The organism is Amycolatopsis pretoriensis, from assembly GCF_900107925.1.
Classification (GTDB): Bacteria; Actinomycetota; Actinomycetes; order Mycobacteriales; family Pseudonocardiaceae; genus Amycolatopsis; species Amycolatopsis pretoriensis.
In genome coordinates this window covers 373,856-388,394 of the sequence record NZ_FNUJ01000002.1, presented here as the reverse complement: position 1 = coordinate 388,394, position 14,539 = coordinate 373,856, and the positions used below count along the sequence as shown (strand labels likewise).

Genomic DNA, 14,539 nt, shown 5'->3' with positions numbered 1-14,539 from the left:
CTACCAGCCCGAGTCGGCGAGGACGCCCGGCAGCCCCTCGGTGAGCATCCGGCGCCGGACGCGGTGCAGCAGCCGGCTCATGAAGAACCCGCCGACGCCCTGGAAGCCCGTGTGCCGGTAGGTGAGGCGCGTGCCGTCGGGGGTCTCGTCGAGGTGACACGTCACGGTGCTCGGCGCGTCGGACTCCTGGTTGCGCCAGCTGTAGCTCAGCAGCTCGGGTGCGTCGGCCGCGAGGACCTCACACCGGACGACGCCGTCCCAGCCGGGCACCGGCCGCCCGACGAACCGGAACCGCGTGCCCACTTCCGGCGCGAACCCTTCGGGACGGCCGCCCTGGCCGGTCGACGTCCACCGCGGCACCAGGGCCGGATCCGTGAGGGCCCGCCAGACGCGGGTCCGGGCCTGGGGGTACTCGCGGACGATCTCGAACTCGCTCATGTCGTCTCTCCGTTCATTACAGTCACTGTAAATAGTACTCCTGCTGTATGATCGGGTGGTGGCTGAGACGTTGCGGGACCGGCGCAAGCGCGAGCTGCGCCGCCAGTTGTCGGACACCGCGACGCGGATGTTCCTGGAGCGGGGGTTCGACGCGGTCCGGGTCGCGGACGTCGCGCGGGCTTGTGGCGTCACGGAGAAGACGGTCTTCAACCACTTCGGGAGCAAAGAGGCCTTGCTCGCCGACCGCTGGGACACGCAGCTGGACGCGCTGCGCGCCCGCCTCGCGGACGCGGCGCCCCTGGACGCGGCGCTCGAGGTGCTGGGGGAGGAACTGGACTTCCTGGTGGCATCGGCGCGCCGGCACGGCTGGGACGAGGTCCGCAGGTTCGGCGAGCTGGTCCGCTCGACCCCGGCCCTGGTGGCGCACCACCGCGAGGCGCGCGACCGGTTGACGGAGGCGGTGGCGGAGCACCTGGCGGCGCGCACGGGGGTGCCGGAAGCCGACCCGGTCCCGCACATCACGGCGGCGGCGGTGGCCGGGCTGTGGACGGTCTTCGCGCTCAGCTTGCAGCGGCACCAGGCGAAGGGGGCGACGAGGATGGCTCGCGAGGTGCGCGCGGATCTGGCGCGGGCGGCCGATGCGCTACGCCGGGGGCTGTGACGGGCTTCGGTGGTGGTTCGCGGGGGCGCGCGGATTCGGCGCCGGCGGCCGGGCGGGGATCAAGGCGCGGTCGGCTCCGGCCCTGACTCGGGCCGGCCGGCTGATTCGCGCCGGTGAAAGTGTCCCGCGGCGGCACCGACCCGCGCTGGTCCGCGCGGTCGATCAATGCCCACCAGGCTTGTCACTCGACCGAGTGACTGCTTACAGTTTTCCTCCGGTTTCCAGGGGAGGAAGCATGCACGCCAGAAGGCGGACCATCCGCTTCAGCGGCAAGGAAGTCACGATCAGCGCGGCGGTCAAGGACGGCGTCTTCGGCAACGACCGCAAGCACACCTTCAGCGTCACCAAGATCAAGAAGATCAGCAACGACCCACCCGGGTTCTCCCGCCCCGGGCGGCTGACGTTCACCGTCGAGGGCGCGTCCACCGACGTCGTCGAGAACCCCGCCAGTGGCGGCGACCAGGTGGACATGAACACGTTCTGTTACGGCAGCCTGGACACCGGCCGCGTCCGGAAGCTGGTCGCGGAGATCGAGAGGGCCATGAACGGCTCCTAGGCGTCCCCGTTGCGCTCCGAGGCGGCGACGCTATACCGTGAGCAAACTAGAACAGGTTATAGTTTGCCTGCGGGCGGGACCGAGGAGCGGACATGGCGAACAGGGCGCCGCGCGGCGACGAGGCCGACTACGTCGTCGTCGGGTCGGGGAGCTCGGGGGCGGCGATCGCGGGCCGGTTGGCGCAGTCCGGGGCCAGCGTGATCGTGCTCGAAGCCGGCAAGAGCGACGAACGGCTGCTGATCAAGAAACCGGGCCTGGTCGGCCCGATGCACGCCGTCCCGCAGCTCAAGAAGCCGTTCGACTGGGGCTTCTACGGCGTTCCGCAGAAACACGTTCTCGATCGCCGGATGCCGGTGCCGCGCGGCAAGGTCGTCGGCGGCTCCAGCTCCATCAACGGCATGGTCTACGTCCGCGGCAACCGCGCCAACTTCGACTCCTGGGCCGCCGAGGGCAACACCGGCTGGGACGCCGACAGCGTCAACGCCGCCTACAAGCGGATGGAGGACTTCGAGGACGGCGAGAACGCGTTCCGCGGCGCGGGCGGGCCCATCCGGGTCACCCGCGCCAGGAACCCCCAAGAGGGCTCGCTGCAGTTCGTCGACGCCACCGCCGACGCGCTCGGCTGCAAGGTCCTCGACGACTACAACGCCGAATCCCAGGAAGGCGTCAGCCGGATGCAGCAGAACGCTGCCGACGGCCTCCGCTACAGCGCCTCCCGCGGCTACCTCCACCACCTCGCCCCGCCGACGCTGCAGCTCCAGTCCGGCGTGCTCGTCAAGAAGATCCTCTTCGACAACGGCCGCGCGGTCGGCGTCGAAGTCGTCGACCGCGGCCGGCAGCGCACCGTCCGCGCCGGCCGGGAAGTCATCCTCTCGGCCGGGTTCGCCGGCTCCGCGCAGCTGCTCATGCTCTCCGGGATCGGCCACGCCGAGCACCTGAAGGAACACGGCATCGACGTGCTCGCCGACCTGCCGGTCGGGGACAACATGCACGACCACATGTTCCACGCGCTGACGTTCCACGTGTCGTCCAGCAAGAACAAGGGCTCGGCGCCGTACTTCGCCCGCGGCCTGGCCCGGGAGCTGCTGAAGCCCGGCAGCACGTTCCTGGCCAACTCCGTCTTCGAGGCGGTCGCGTTCCTCAAGACGTCCCAGGCCGACGCGGTCCCCGACCTCCAGCTGCACCTCCTGCCGTGGGCGTACGTTTCGCCCAACCAGGACGCGCCGATCCGCCACGACGTCGACAAGCGCCCGGCGCTCACGGTCCTCTCGACGCTGATCTACCCGAAGAGCCGCGGCACGCTGCGGCTCGCCTCGGCCGATCCGACCGCCGCGCCGCTGATCGACTTCCAGTACCTCTCCGAGGCGGCCGACCTCGAAGTGCTCGCCGAAGGTTCGGAGATGGTCCGCGAGATCTTCGCGTCGAAGGCGTTCAAGGGCGCGGTGAAGGAAGAGATCCACCCCGGCAAGGACCTGCGCGGCCAGGAACTGCGGGACGCGATCCTCAACCGCGCGACGTCGGTCTACCACGGCGTCGGCACCTGCCGGATGGGCGTCGACGAGCTCGCCGTCGTCGGCCCCGACCTCAAGGTGCGCGGTGTCGAAGGCCTGCGGGTCTGCGACGCCTCGATCATGCCGTCCATCACCGGCGGCAACACCAACGCGCCCGCCATCATGATCGGCGAAATGGGCGCGAACCTCGTCCTCGGGAGCGGATCGTGACCGTGACCCCGCTGCAGCTCACCCGCCCGGCGTCGGTGACCGACGACTTCCTGCGGCAGCTCGTCGCCCGCGTGCCCGGCTCGGCCGGCGAGACCTGGAAGCTCACCGAGGTCTACACCGGCGACCCGCTCGTCGATCTGCCGCAGTCCACGCCGGCCGACATCGAGCAGGCGTTCGCCACCGCCCGTGCGGCGCAACGGAAGTGGGCGGCCACGCCGCTCAAGCAGCGGCTGGCGGTGTTCCGGCGGGCGCACGCGCTCTTCGTCGACCGCGCGCGGGCCGTCGCCGACCTCATCCAGGTCGAGAGCGGCAAGAACCGGCGGATGGCGATCGAAGAGACCTGTGACCCCGCCATGGTGATGAGCCACTACCTGCGGCGGGCGGCCAAGCTGCTGGCGCCGGTCAAACGCGGCGGCCCGGTGCCGCTGCTGACGACCTCGACCGAGGTCCGGCAGCCCAAGGGGGTCGTCGGGATCATCGCGCCGTGGAACTTCCCGTTCGCCACCGGCATTTCCGACGCGATCCCGGCGTTGATGGCCGGCAACGCGGTGGTCCTGAAGCCGGACAACAAGACCGCGCTCTCGCCGCTGTACGGCATCCGGATGCTGGAGGAAGCCGGCCTGCCCGAGGGCCTGTTCCAGGTCGTCTGCGGCGAAGGCCCGGATGTCGGCCCGACGCTCATCGACCAGGCCGACTACGTGATGTTCACCGGCTCGACGGCGACCGGCCGGGTGATCGGCGAACGGGCCGGGCGCAACCTCATCGGCTGCTGCCTGGAGCTGGGCGGCAAGAACCCGATGATCGTCCTCGACGACGCCGACATCGCCGAAGCCGTGCGGGGCGCGATCTTCGGCGCCTTCGGCAACACCGGCCAGATCTGCATGCACATCGAGCGGATCTACCTGCCGGAGTCCCGCTACGCCGAGTTCAAGGACGCGTTCGTGAAGGCCACGAGCGCGCTGGACGTCCGTGCGGCCTACGACTTCGGGCCCGACATGGGTTCGCTCGTCTCGCCCGACCACCTGCGCCGCGTCAAAGAGCACGTCGACGACGCCGTCGCGAAAGGCGCGACCGTGCTGTGCGGCGGCAAACCGCGCCCCGACCTCGGCCCGGCCTTCTTCGAGCCGACGATCCTCGAAGGCGTCACGAAGGACATGCTCTGCGGCGTCACGGAAACCTTCGGCCCGGTGATCGCGCTGCACTCCTACCGCTCGGTCGACGAAGCCGTCGAGCTGGCCAACGACACCGACTACGGCCTCAACGCCTCGGTCTGGAGCCGGGACGTCGGGGCCGCGCGGGCCGTGGCCGCCCGCCTGGAATCCGGCAACGTCAACATCAACGACATCCTCGCGACGGCCTTCGCCGCCAAGGGGACGCCGTCCGGCGGGGTCAAGAGCTCCGGCGTCGGCGCCCGCCACGGCGACCAGGGCCTGCTCAAGTACACCGACGGGCAGAACCTGGCCGTGCTGAAGAAGCAGGTGATGGGCCCGCGGCCCGGACAGGGCTACGACAAGTACGTCGAAAGCATGCTGTCCGGGCTCAAGCTCATGCGGAAGCTGCGGATCCGCTGATCAGTTGAGCTTGCGGGTGCCTTCGGGCAGGCCGCCGCCGGCGTAGACGTCTTCGGCGAGCCTGGCCAGCGCGGTCAGGGCGACGTTCTGGCTCCACGGCCCGTAGGACACGCGGGAGACGCCGAGTTCCTGCGCGCGCTTCAGCGGGATCGAGCCGGGGATGCCGATGAGGTTGACCTTGCGCTCGCCCAGTTCGCCGACGAGCCGCGCGACCTGGTCCTCGTCGAGCTTGCCGGGCACGAAGAAGTTGGACGCGCCCGCGTCGAGGTAGGCGCGGCCGCGGGTGATCGCCTCTTCCAGCGCGGTTTCGGGGTCGGTCTTGAGGAAGGCGTCGGTGCGGGCGTTGAGCACGAAGTCGACGCCGGCCTTCTGCGCGGCCGCGACGGCGGCCTCGACGGCCTTCACGGCGTCCGGCAGCGGCTTCATCTGGTCTTCGAGGTTCGCGCCGACCGCGCCGGCGTCGATGGCCCGGGCGATCGTGCCGCCGGGGTCGCCGTAGCCGGCCTCGAGGTCGGCGGTGACGGGCAGGTCGCCCGCCGTCCGCACGATCAGCGCGACCTCGGCGATCATCTCGTCGCGCGGGATCTTTTCGCCGTCCGGGTAGCCGCGCGAGGCGGCGATACCGTGGCTGGGGGTCGCGAGGGCCTGGGTGCCGGGCGTCTCGGCGACCACCTTGGCGGTGATGGCGTCCCAGACGTTGACGACGAGCAGCAGCTCGGGCGCGGCGTGCAGCTCTTGCAGCCGGGTGGCCTTCTCGGCGGTGGAAGTCATGCCGCCCAATCTAGAGCGGGCGGGCGATCTTCGCTTCAGCCGTCGACGAGGAGTCCACGCAGTGGGCCCTGCAGCCGGCCCGACCGCCGCGAGACGCCGGGGAGCAGCACCAGCCGGTGCGTGCGGTGTTCACCGCGGCGCTCCCGTTCCGCCTGCTCCTCGGCCAGCGGCCGCCAGAGGTGGTCGACGACGTCCGCCGGGTCGCCGTCGACCTCCGGGACGTCCCGGCCGAGGTGCTCGGCCCACAGCCGCAGCCGGGTCGTCCGGGCCAGTTCGCGGTCGTCGGTCGCGATGTTGACCTCGGTGTCGTTGAACAGCGAGTGCTCGTTGAGGTTCGCCGACCCGACGGTCAGCCACTCGTCGTCGACGATGCCGAGCTTCGCGTGCACGTAGACCGGCGCGGCGGACTCCCCGTCGTGCGCGCTGATCGTCGCCGCGAGCAGCCGGCCGTGGCCGTCGTCGGCGTCGAGGAGCCGGCCCAGCTGGCCGCGGGTGGTGTCGGAGCCGTTGCTCGGCTTGCGCGGCAGCAGCAGGACCATGCGGAAGCGGTCTTCGGGTGGGTTGCGCAGCTTGTCGATGAGCACTTCGGCGATCTCCGGCGACCACAGGAACTGGTTCTCCAGGTAGACCAGCCGGCGCGCGGACCGCAGGGCCCGCAGGTAGCCGTCGAGGATCGTGAACTCGCCCTTCGGCGCGAAATCGTAGGTGCTGTTCGGGACCGTGCGCAGCAGCTGGACGCGGGTGCCGCCGGCCGGTCCGGGCACCTTCGGCGCCGGCAGGTCCTCGTCGGCGACCTCCGTCCACCGCCGCCGGAAGTGGTCGGCGACGTCGGCGACGACCGGTCCTTCGAGCCGGGACGCCAGGTCGTGCCAGCCGATCGGCCGCGGCGGGTGGTCCGGGCTGTCGTGGCGATCGCCCTCCAGCGCCGTGAAGTCGACGCCGCCGACGAACGCGACCTCGTCGTCGACCACCACGAGCTTTTCGTGGTGGCAGTGCATGGTCCGCTCGCGGGAGTCCAGCACGCACCGCACGGCCGAGCCGTCGGTGAACTTGCGCTGCTCGCCGCGTGCGCGGCCCCGCGTCGGCTGGAACGCCGGCACGGGCGGCCCGGCCCACAGCAGCACTCGCACCTCGACACCCCGGTCGGCGGTCTCGGCGAGCAGTTCTCGCAGGCTGAGGGAGCCGGGCTCGCGCGTCAGCCGGAAGTCCGCGCTCGCGTGCCAGTTCGCGATGTGCACGTGGGACTTCGCGCCCCGGATCGCTTTTTCGATCGCCGGCAGCGTCTCTTCGCCGTCGATCAGCACCTCGACGCGGTTGCCGTCCCGGACCGCGGCCCGCCCGCCGAGGCGGTCGTCCGCGCCGCCCGGCTCGAGCACGTCACCCCACCCCAGCGCGCGCAGCCGCCGCCGGTGGTGGGCGCACAGGACGTGCTCGAGCCCGTCGCCGAGCCGGTCGTCCACCTTGTCCACGAAAGAGTGAAAAGAGCTCACCCGTCCTATAGCACTACAGATCGGCCGGGTTCGCCGATCAGCGGCTGCCGCGCAGGGTCGCGCGACCGGCGTAGCGCGCCTCCGAGCCCAGCTCCTCCTCGATGCGGATGAGCTGGTTGTACTTGGCGGTGCGGTCGGACCGGGACAGCGAACCCGTCTTGATCTGGCCGCAGCCGGTGGCGACGGCGAGGTCGGCGATCGTGGTGTCCTCGGTCTCGCCGGAGCGGTGCGACATCACCGCGGAGTAGCCGGCCTTGTGCGCGGTGTCGACGGTCAGCAGCGTTTCGGTCAGCGTGCCGATCTGGTTGACCTTGATCAGGATCGAGTTCCCGATCCCGCGGTCGATGCCGTCCTGGAGCAGCTTGACGTTGGTGCAGAAGACGTCGTCGCCGACGAGCTGCACGCGGTCGCCGATCCGGTCGGTCAGCTGCTTCCAGCCGTCGTAGTCGTCCTGGGCGAGGCCGTCCTCGATGGAGACGATCGGGAAGCGCGTGGTCAGCTCGTCGAGGTAGGCGACGTGCTCCTCGACGCTGCGCTTGATGCCTTCGCCGCGGTAGTCGTAGACGCCGTTGTCGTAGAACTCCGACGCGGCTGGGTCGAGCAGCAGCGCGATGTCCTCGCCGGGGGTGTAGCCGCTTTCCTCGATCGCGCGGACGACGAACTCCAGGGCTTCGTCGGCCGAGGCGAGGTTCGGCGCGAAGCCGCCTTCGTCACCGACGTTGGTGCCGTGCCCGGCCTTCTTCAGCGACGCGCGCAGGGTGTGGAAGACCTCCGAGCCCATCCGCACGGCCTCGGCGAAGGTTTCGGCGCCGACCGGGCCGATCATGAACTCCTGGAAGTCGATCGGGTTGTCGGCGTGCGCACCGCCGTTGACGATGTTCATCATCGGCATCGGCAGCTGGTGGGCGAAGACCCCGCCGACGTACCGGTACAGCGGCAGCGTGTTCGCCGCCGCGGCGGCCTTCGCGACGGCCAGCGAGATCCCGAGCGTCGCGTTGGCGCCGACGCGGGCCTTGTTCGGCGTCCCGTCCGCGGCGATCAGCGCGGCGTCGACCTCCGACTGGGCCTCGGCGTTCAGCCCGACGACCGCCTCGGCCAGCTCGGTGTTGACCGCGGTGACGGCCTTGCGGACGCCCTTGCCGTGGTAGCGCGCCTGGTCCCCGTCGCGCAGCTCGACGGCCTCCCGCGTGCCGGTCGAGGCACCCGAGGGAACCGCGGCGCGGCCCACCGAGCCGTCCTCCAGCACGACGTCGACCTCGACGGTCGGGTTGCCCCGGCTGTCGAGCACCTCACGACCACGGACACGGGCGATTGCCGTCATTCCATCTCCTCGGAGTCGATCCCCAGGGTGCCGGCCGGAGCCGTCCCGCGACGCAGGCTAGCAGAGGATCTCTGAATCGATAAGGGGCTCTTCACCAGGGTGAGGACGAGAACGAGCACCAGGACACCCGCGCCCGCCCACATCGATTGGCGCCATCCATCCACAAAGGACTCCCGGGCCGCGCCGGCCACCGCGGGACCGGCGGCGACGGCGTTCGCGACGCCCCGGAGCGCCACCTCGGCGGGTGCCCCGGCCAGCCGGGACTCGACGGCTCCGCGGTAACCGGCGGTCAGGATCGTGCCCAGCAACGCGACCCCGAGGGCCGTGCCCAGCTCCCGCGTGACGTCGTTGAGCGCGGACGCCACGCCCTGCTGTGCGCGGGGCAGCGAACCGGTGATGGCCTCGGTGGCCGGGGTCATCGTCAGGCCCATTCCCAGTCCCATGAGCACCATCCCGGGCAGGATCGAGGGGTAGCCGCCGTCGACGGACACGAACGCGGCCATCAGCCCCAGTCCCGTCGCGCTCACGACGAGGCCGGCCGCCATGGCCGGACGGCCGCCGATCCTGGCGGCCACCTTCGGGGCGAGGCCGGACGCGGCCATCATCAGCAGTGCCGTCGGCATCAGCGCGAGGGTGGCGCGGAAGCCGGACCAGCCGAGCACCGCCTGCAGGTAGGGGAAGAGGACCACGAAGATCCCCGCTTGGACGCCGAAGACGGCCAGCAGGGTCACCGAACCGCCGGTCAGGCCGCGTTCGCGGAAGAGCCGGATGTCGAGCAGCGGTGCCGGGTGGCGCAGTTCCCATGTCACGAACCCGGCGACGCCGAGGACCCCGGCGGCCAGGCTCAGCAGGGTCACCGGCGCGGTCCACCCGCGGTCCGGTCCTTCGTGCAGCACGAAGACCCAGCCGACGACGGCGACCGACGAGAGGGCCGCGCCGACGGCGTCGAACCGGTCCCGGTTCTCCGAGCGGGAGTCCGGCACCGACCGCAGGGTCACGACGGCGGCCGCCGCGGCGAGCGCGATCGGCAGCACGAACAGCCACCGCCAGCTCGCCAGGTCGACCAGGACCGCGGACAGGAACATGCCGAGGATCCCGCCGCCGCCGGCGACACCCGTCCACACGCCGATCGCGCGGGACCGGTCTTCGGCGGGGAACGTCGAGGTGATGACGGCGAGCGTGACCGGCATGATCATCGCCGCGCTCGCGCCGGCCAGGAGCCGGGCCGCCAGAAGGAAGCCGGCGGACGGCGCCAGGGCCGCCGCGAGGTTCGCGATGACGAAGAGCGTCAACCCGCTGAGCAGCACGGGTTTCCGGCCGAGGTGGTCACCTGCCGCGCCCAGGGGGAGGAGCAGCGCGGCCAGGGTGACGGCGTAGCCGTTCACGATCCACAGGACGGTGTCCTGCGCCGCGCCGAGCTCGACCGCCAGCTGCGGCTGGGCGACGTTCAGGCCGGAGACGGACGCGACCACCGCCATCAGGGCGAGGCAGACGCCGAGCAGGATCGCGCGGCGCCGGCGCGGGTCGTCGACGAGGGCGGTCACGCCGTCCTCCTCGCCCGCACGACGACGTCGTGGCCGTGGTCGCCGGCCGTGACGATCTCCCAGCCGTCGAGGAACGCCGTGATGTCGCCGGCCGTGGCCGCCGCCTCGGCGACGTGGTGGCCGTGCGCGTGGCCGACGACGAGCAGCGTGCCGCCGGGCGCGACCCACTCGGAAATGCGTTCGTAGAAGGCGAGCTGCGGCATCGCCGGGTGGGCGTAGTGGGTGGTGACCAGGTCGAACCGCGTGCCGGGCGTCCAGGTCGTCAGGTCCGCCCGCACCCAGGCCACGGTGTTCGCGGCGGCCTGGGTGAAGGCTTCGACGGAGATGTCCACCGCCGTGACGGCCCAGCCGCGGGCGGCGAGCCAGCCGGCTTCGGCGCCGCGGCCACAGCCGGCGTCCAGGGCGGTGCCCGGCCTGAGGCCGGCGACCTCGCGGACGAGGTGGGGGTTCGGTGCGGTGCCGTGGTGGCGGGCGCGGCGCCAGTGCTGGTCCCAGTAGGGCTGGTCGAAGTCGTTCACGCCGACCACCGTGCTCGCCCGTACGTCGGATTGGCAAAGCTTCTTGCCGATTGGCAAAATGACGGCATGGACGACTCGATCGACCGGGCTCTCGACGCCGTCGGGCCGCGGCTGAAGCGCCTCCGGCAACAGCGGGAAACCACGCTCACCGCGTTGGCCGAGCAGACGGGGATTTCGGCGAGCACGCTGTCGCGGCTCGAGGCGGGCCTGCGCCGCCCGACGCTGGAGCAGCTCCTGCCGCTCGCGCGGGCCTACGGCGTGACGCTCGACGAGCTGGTCGACGCGCCGCCGACCGGCGACCCGCGCGTCACCCTGCGGCCGCTGGCCTGCCGGGACGGGTCGACGATCATCCCGCTGACCCGGCGGCCGGGCGGGATCCAGGCGTACAAGTTCGTGCTGCCGGCCGGGGAGGCCGAGCCCGAGCCGCGCACGCACGAGGGGCACGACTGGGTGTACGTGCTGAACGGGACGCTGCGGCTGGTGCTCGGCGAGCACGACCTGGTCCTGCGGCCGGGGGAGGCGGCGGAGTTCGACACGCGCACGCCGCACTGGTTCGGTGCCACGAGCGCGGGTCCGGTCGAGTTCCTCAGCCTCGTCGGGCGGCAGGGCGAGCGGGCGCACGTCCGCGTGACAAGTAGTCCAGAACCATGATAGTCATAAATGTGGACCAACTTAAGGGGAGCGCATGGCCGTCATCGAGCTGACCACGTTCACCGTCCGGCCCGAGCGGACTTCGGCGATGCTCGCGGCCCGGCCGGGGATGCTGGCCGCGTTCCGCGAGGGGCGGCGCGGGTTCGTCTCGGCGAAGCTGGTGCGCCTGGACGCCGGGACGTGGCTGGACGTCGTCGAGTGGATCGACGACACGGCGTGGGACGAGTCGAAGGCCAAGGGCGGCGACGACCCGCGGATCGCGGAGTTCTTCGGCACGATCGACGCGCTGGTGAGCTCGCGGCGCGGCGCCCGTTACGACGATCCGCCGGGGCCGGTGCGCACGGTCGCGTACGGCCCGCACCCGGCGCAGGTGGGGGAGCTGTACCGGCCGGCGGGCGAGGGGCCGTTCCCGGTGGTGGTGCTGCTGCACGGCGGCTACTGGACGGCGATGTTCGACCGCCGCACGGCCACCCCGCTGGCCGACGAACTCCTCGCCCGCGGCTACGCGGTGTGGAACGTGGACTACCGCCGCCTCGGCGACGACGGCGGCTGGCCGTCGACGTTCGAGGACGTCGCGACGGCGATCGACGTGGTCGCGGACCTGGATCCGGCTCTCGACGTGGCTCGGGTCGCGGTGATCGGCCACTCGGCGGGGGGCCAGCTGGCGGCTTGGGCCGCGCACCGGCCGGCGTTGGCCGCGGGTGCGGTGGGGGCGGACCCGAAGGTGGTGCCGGTGGCGGTGGTTTCGCTGGCCGGGGTCCTGGATCTGGTGGAAGCCGACCGGACGCGGTTCGGCACGGTGCTGGCCGACGGGCAGGCGGCGCGGCCGGCCGCAGCGCCGGAGCCGGCGTACCCGGAGTTCTGGCCGGCGGTCGCGGAGGGGGTCGGCGAGGGCGTGGTGAACCTGTTGCTGGGCGGGCATGTCGGCGAAGTGCCCGACCGGTACGCGACTGCTTCGCCGAGTGAGATGGGCGGGGCGGGGGTGCCGGTGCTGGCGTTGCACGGCGACGCGGACGACGTGGTGCCGCCGGCGTTCAGCCGGACGTACGCCTCGCGGGTGGCGGAGGCGGAGTACGTGGAAGTGCCGGGCGCGGACCACTTCCAGGTGATGGACCCGACGCACGAAAGCTGGCAGCGAGTGATCGAGTGGCTCACGCCCCGACTGCACTGAGCGTGCGCGACCTGCCGAGCTCGTGCGGGCAGACCCGGAAGCCGGGGGTCAGTCCTCGGTGGGTGTGCCCGCTTGCCTGCGCTGGTGGTCCGTGATGTCCGCCAGCATCCCCTTGAACCGCACGTATTCCTCGCGCCCCAGGCGGTCCGCGTGGCGGCGCTGGATGTCCTCCATGATCGCGTCCGCCGCGCGCATCTGGGCCATGCCTCTCTCCGTCGGGCAGATCAGCTTCGCGCGCCGGTCGCTCGGGTCCGGCCGCCGCTCGACGTACCCCAGCGCCGCCAGCTCGTCGATCAACGTTCCGATGATCTGCTTGTACTGCCCCGAAAGCCGGGACAGCTCCGTCGCCCGCACACCGTCCGGATCCAGGTACGCCAGCACCGCGCCGTGCCGGTGCTTCAGGTCGTCGAAACCCCGCGACGCCAACGTCGCGAACAGTTCACGCTGCACCGCGAACAGCAGCCGTCCCGAAAGGACACCCAGGTCCGGGTCCGTCGCGTTCCGTTCCGCGCGGGTGACCATCGGCTGCCCTCCTCACCGTCGGCCCCCCACCTTAACCAGTGGTGGGCAGGAACGCGGGAGCCCGGCGCGCCGGGGCCGCCCGCTCGAACGCCGCCGCGAACGCCAGTACCCGCGCGTCGGCCCAGCGGCCGGCGAAGAACGACACCCCGATCGGCAGCGGGCCCGCGAACCCGGCCGGAACCGACACGTTCGGGTAGCCCGCGACCGCCGCCGGGGTGGACGAACCGAGGACGAACGCGTCGCCCGCCGCGTAGTCCGTCTTCCACGCCGGGCTGTTGGTCGGCGCGACGATCGCGTCCAGGTGCAGCCGGGACAGCGTCTCGTCGATCGACCGCCGCGCCAGCGAAGTGGCCGTCGCCCGCTGCTGCCGGTACGTCGGATCGCTCGGCGCCGGCGCGGCCGCGGCCTGCTCGAACAGCTCCTGACCGAACTTCGACAGCTCCACCGGGTCCCGCCGGTTGAACGCGATCAGCTCGTCGAGCGTCGCGGGGTGCCCGGGCCGGTGCTTGAGGTAGGAGTTCAAGTCGCGCTTGAACTCCGTCAGCAGCGCCGGCGTCTCCGCCGCCCCGATCTGGTCCTGATAAGGAAGATCGACGTCGACGACCTTCGCGCCCCGAGCCGTCAACGTCCGCACGGCGTCCCCGACCACCCGGTCGACGTCGGCGTCCAGACCGGCCAGCCGCCAGACGCCGATCCGCGCCCCGCGCAGGGCGTCCGGACGCAGGTACGCCGCGTAGTCCCGCGGCTGCCCCGCCGGGATCGCCGCCGTCGCGGGGTCGGCCGGGTCGCGCCCCTGCAGCACCGACAGCGTGACGGCGGCGTCGACGACGTGCCGCGCCATCGGCCCGGCGGTGTCCTGCTCCGCGGAGATCGGCACGACGCCGGTCCGGCTGACCAGCCCGAGCGTCGGCTTCTCGCCGACGACGTCGTTCGCGCCCGCCGGGCAGACGATCGAGCCGTCGGTCTCGGTGCCGATCGCCACCTGGGCCAGCGTGGCCGCGACGGCGGCGCCGGAGCCCGACGACGAGCCGCACGGGTTGCGGTCGAGGACGTACGGGTTGTTCGTCTGCCCACCGATCCCGGACCAGCCCGACGTCGAATGCGTCGAGCGGAAGTTGGCCCACTCCGACAGGTTCGTCTTGCCCAGGATCACCGCGCCCCCGCGCTGCAGCCGGTCCACCAGCGCCGCGTCGGCGGCCGGACGGCTGCGCGGCAACGCCCGCGACCCCGCGGTCGCCGGTTGCGCGCGCGTGTCGATGTTGTCCTTCAGCAGCACGGGGATCCCGTCCAGCTGCCCGAGGCGGTGACCCGCGCGGCGGCGGGCGTCGCTGGCGGCGGCCGCCCGGAGCGCGCCCGGGTCGACGGCGACCACGGAGTGGATCTTCCCGTCGAGCGTGTCGATGCGGTGGAGGTAGGCGGTGGTCAGCCGCACGGCGGTGAGGCCGCCGTGGTCCATCCGCTGCTGGAGTTCGGGGATGGTGGCCGCGTCGAGGTCGAACCCCAGCGCGGGGGCGGCGGTGGCGGTGGCCGGCACCAGGAGGGAACCGGCGAGGGCGGCGAGCACGGCGGCCGAGCGCAGACGATTCACGGCGTCCATGCCACTC

General features: G+C 72.0%; 14 protein-coding genes. 6 read left to right on the top strand and 8 right to left on the bottom strand.

Translation table 11 applies throughout. The features are described 5' to 3' along the window. The gene (locus BLV96_RS08770) at positions 1 to 438 is read right to left on the bottom strand and encodes an SRPBCC family protein (protein WP_086682008.1); all 438 of its coding nucleotides are present in this window, start codon (positions 436 to 438) and stop codon (positions 1 to 3) included. Positions 439 to 496: 58 nt separating this feature from the next. Here BLV96_RS08770 and BLV96_RS08765 point away from each other — a divergent pair, with 58 nt between their 5' ends. From BLV96_RS08765 to BLV96_RS08750, 4 genes are all read left to right on the top strand, one after another. Beyond that, positions 497 to 1,099: a TetR/AcrR family transcriptional regulator gene (locus tag BLV96_RS08765; RefSeq protein ID WP_244180110.1), complete on the top strand. Its 603-nt coding sequence runs from the start codon at positions 497 to 499 to the stop codon at positions 1,097 to 1,099. A gap of 235 nt (positions 1,100 to 1,334) precedes the next feature. Continuing rightward, positions 1,335 to 1,655: a hypothetical protein gene (locus tag BLV96_RS08760; protein WP_086682011.1), complete on the top strand. Its 321-nt coding sequence runs from the start codon at positions 1,335 to 1,337 to the stop codon at positions 1,653 to 1,655. 92 nt (positions 1,656 to 1,747) lie between these two features. After that, positions 1,748 to 3,376, top strand: coding sequence for a GMC family oxidoreductase (locus BLV96_RS08755; protein ID WP_086682013.1), 1,629 nt, complete (start codon positions 1,748 to 1,750; stop codon positions 3,374 to 3,376). Then, positions 3,373 to 4,947: a succinic semialdehyde dehydrogenase gene (locus tag BLV96_RS08750; RefSeq protein ID WP_086682016.1), complete on the top strand. Its 1,575-nt coding sequence runs from the start codon at positions 3,373 to 3,375 to the stop codon at positions 4,945 to 4,947. The genes BLV96_RS08755 and BLV96_RS08750 overlap by 4 nt, the downstream gene beginning before the upstream one ends. Here the strand turns inward: BLV96_RS08750 and BLV96_RS08745 are convergent, their stop codons facing one another. Genes BLV96_RS08745 through BLV96_RS08725 form a run of 5 tightly spaced genes read right to left on the bottom strand, consistent with a single transcriptional unit; the run spans position 4,948 to position 10,591 of the window. Beyond that, positions 4,948 to 5,718 (bottom strand): isocitrate lyase/PEP mutase family protein, encoded by a 771-nt coding sequence (locus tag BLV96_RS08745; RefSeq protein ID WP_086682019.1) that lies wholly within the window; start codon positions 5,716 to 5,718, stop codon positions 4,948 to 4,950. Positions 5,719 to 5,753: 35 nt separating this feature from the next. Further along, complete coding sequence (locus BLV96_RS08740; RefSeq protein ID WP_086682022.1) at positions 5,754 to 7,208, bottom strand: phospholipase D-like domain-containing protein; 1,455 nt, start codon at positions 7,206 to 7,208, stop codon at positions 5,754 to 5,756. A 37-nt stretch (positions 7,209 to 7,245) separates the two neighbouring features. Continuing rightward, complete coding sequence (eno, locus tag BLV96_RS08735; protein WP_086682025.1) at positions 7,246 to 8,529, bottom strand: phosphopyruvate hydratase; 1,284 nt, start codon at positions 8,527 to 8,529, stop codon at positions 7,246 to 7,248. Further along, positions 8,526 to 10,073, bottom strand: coding sequence for an MFS transporter (locus BLV96_RS08730; protein ID WP_244180108.1), 1,548 nt, complete (start codon positions 10,071 to 10,073; stop codon positions 8,526 to 8,528). The genes eno and BLV96_RS08730 overlap by 4 nt, the downstream gene beginning before the upstream one ends. Beyond that, positions 10,070 to 10,591, bottom strand: a complete 522-nt coding sequence (locus BLV96_RS08725; protein ID WP_091389093.1) for a class I SAM-dependent methyltransferase — start codon at positions 10,589 to 10,591, stop codon at positions 10,070 to 10,072. The genes BLV96_RS08730 and BLV96_RS08725 overlap by 4 nt, the downstream gene beginning before the upstream one ends. A gap of 66 nt (positions 10,592 to 10,657) precedes the next feature. Here BLV96_RS08725 and BLV96_RS08720 point away from each other — a divergent pair, with 66 nt between their 5' ends. After that, positions 10,658 to 11,242 (top strand): helix-turn-helix domain-containing protein, encoded by a 585-nt coding sequence (locus BLV96_RS08720; RefSeq protein ID WP_086684102.1) that lies wholly within the window; start codon positions 10,658 to 10,660, stop codon positions 11,240 to 11,242. A 34-nt stretch (positions 11,243 to 11,276) separates the two neighbouring features. Further along, entirely contained in the window at positions 11,277 to 12,413 is a 1,137-nt protein-coding gene (locus BLV96_RS08715) for an alpha/beta hydrolase family protein (RefSeq protein ID WP_244180107.1), read from the top strand. 48 nt (positions 12,414 to 12,461) lie between these two features. On the opposite strand, the gene BLV96_RS08710 is transcribed toward BLV96_RS08715, so the two are convergent. Then, positions 12,462 to 12,935: a MarR family winged helix-turn-helix transcriptional regulator gene (locus tag BLV96_RS08710; RefSeq protein WP_086684105.1), complete on the bottom strand. Its 474-nt coding sequence runs from the start codon at positions 12,933 to 12,935 to the stop codon at positions 12,462 to 12,464. 31 nt (positions 12,936 to 12,966) lie between these two features. Then, entirely contained in the window at positions 12,967 to 14,532 is a 1,566-nt protein-coding gene (locus BLV96_RS08705) for an amidase (RefSeq protein WP_091388951.1), read from the bottom strand. Between the last annotated feature and the right edge of the window lie 7 nt (positions 14,533 to 14,539).

Bases quoted from the DNA above. Each gene is read 5' to 3' on its own strand.
- BLV96_RS08705 (WP_091388951.1), bottom strand. From the start codon at position 14,532: ATGGACGCCGTGAATCGTCTGCGCTCGGCCGCCGTGCTCGCCGCCCTC.
- BLV96_RS08770 (WP_086682008.1), bottom strand. From the start codon at position 438: ATGAGCGAGTTCGAGATCGTCCGCGAGTACCCCCAGGCCCGGACCCGC.
- BLV96_RS08715 (WP_244180107.1), top strand. From the start codon at position 11,277: ATGGCCGTCATCGAGCTGACCACGTTCACCGTCCGGCCCGAGCGGACT.
- BLV96_RS08760 (WP_086682011.1), top strand. From the start codon at position 1,335: ATGCACGCCAGAAGGCGGACCATCCGCTTCAGCGGCAAGGAAGTCACG.
- BLV96_RS08720 (WP_086684102.1), top strand. From the start codon at position 10,658: ATGGACGACTCGATCGACCGGGCTCTCGACGCCGTCGGGCCGCGGCTG.
- BLV96_RS08710 (WP_086684105.1), bottom strand. From the start codon at position 12,935: ATGGTCACCCGCGCGGAACGGAACGCGACGGACCCGGACCTGGGTGTC.
- BLV96_RS08745 (WP_086682019.1), bottom strand. From the start codon at position 5,718: ATGACTTCCACCGCCGAGAAGGCCACCCGGCTGCAAGAGCTGCACGCC.
- eno (WP_086682025.1), bottom strand. From the start codon at position 8,529: ATGACGGCAATCGCCCGTGTCCGTGGTCGTGAGGTGCTCGACAGCCGG.
- BLV96_RS08755 (WP_086682013.1), top strand. From the start codon at position 1,748: ATGGCGAACAGGGCGCCGCGCGGCGACGAGGCCGACTACGTCGTCGTC.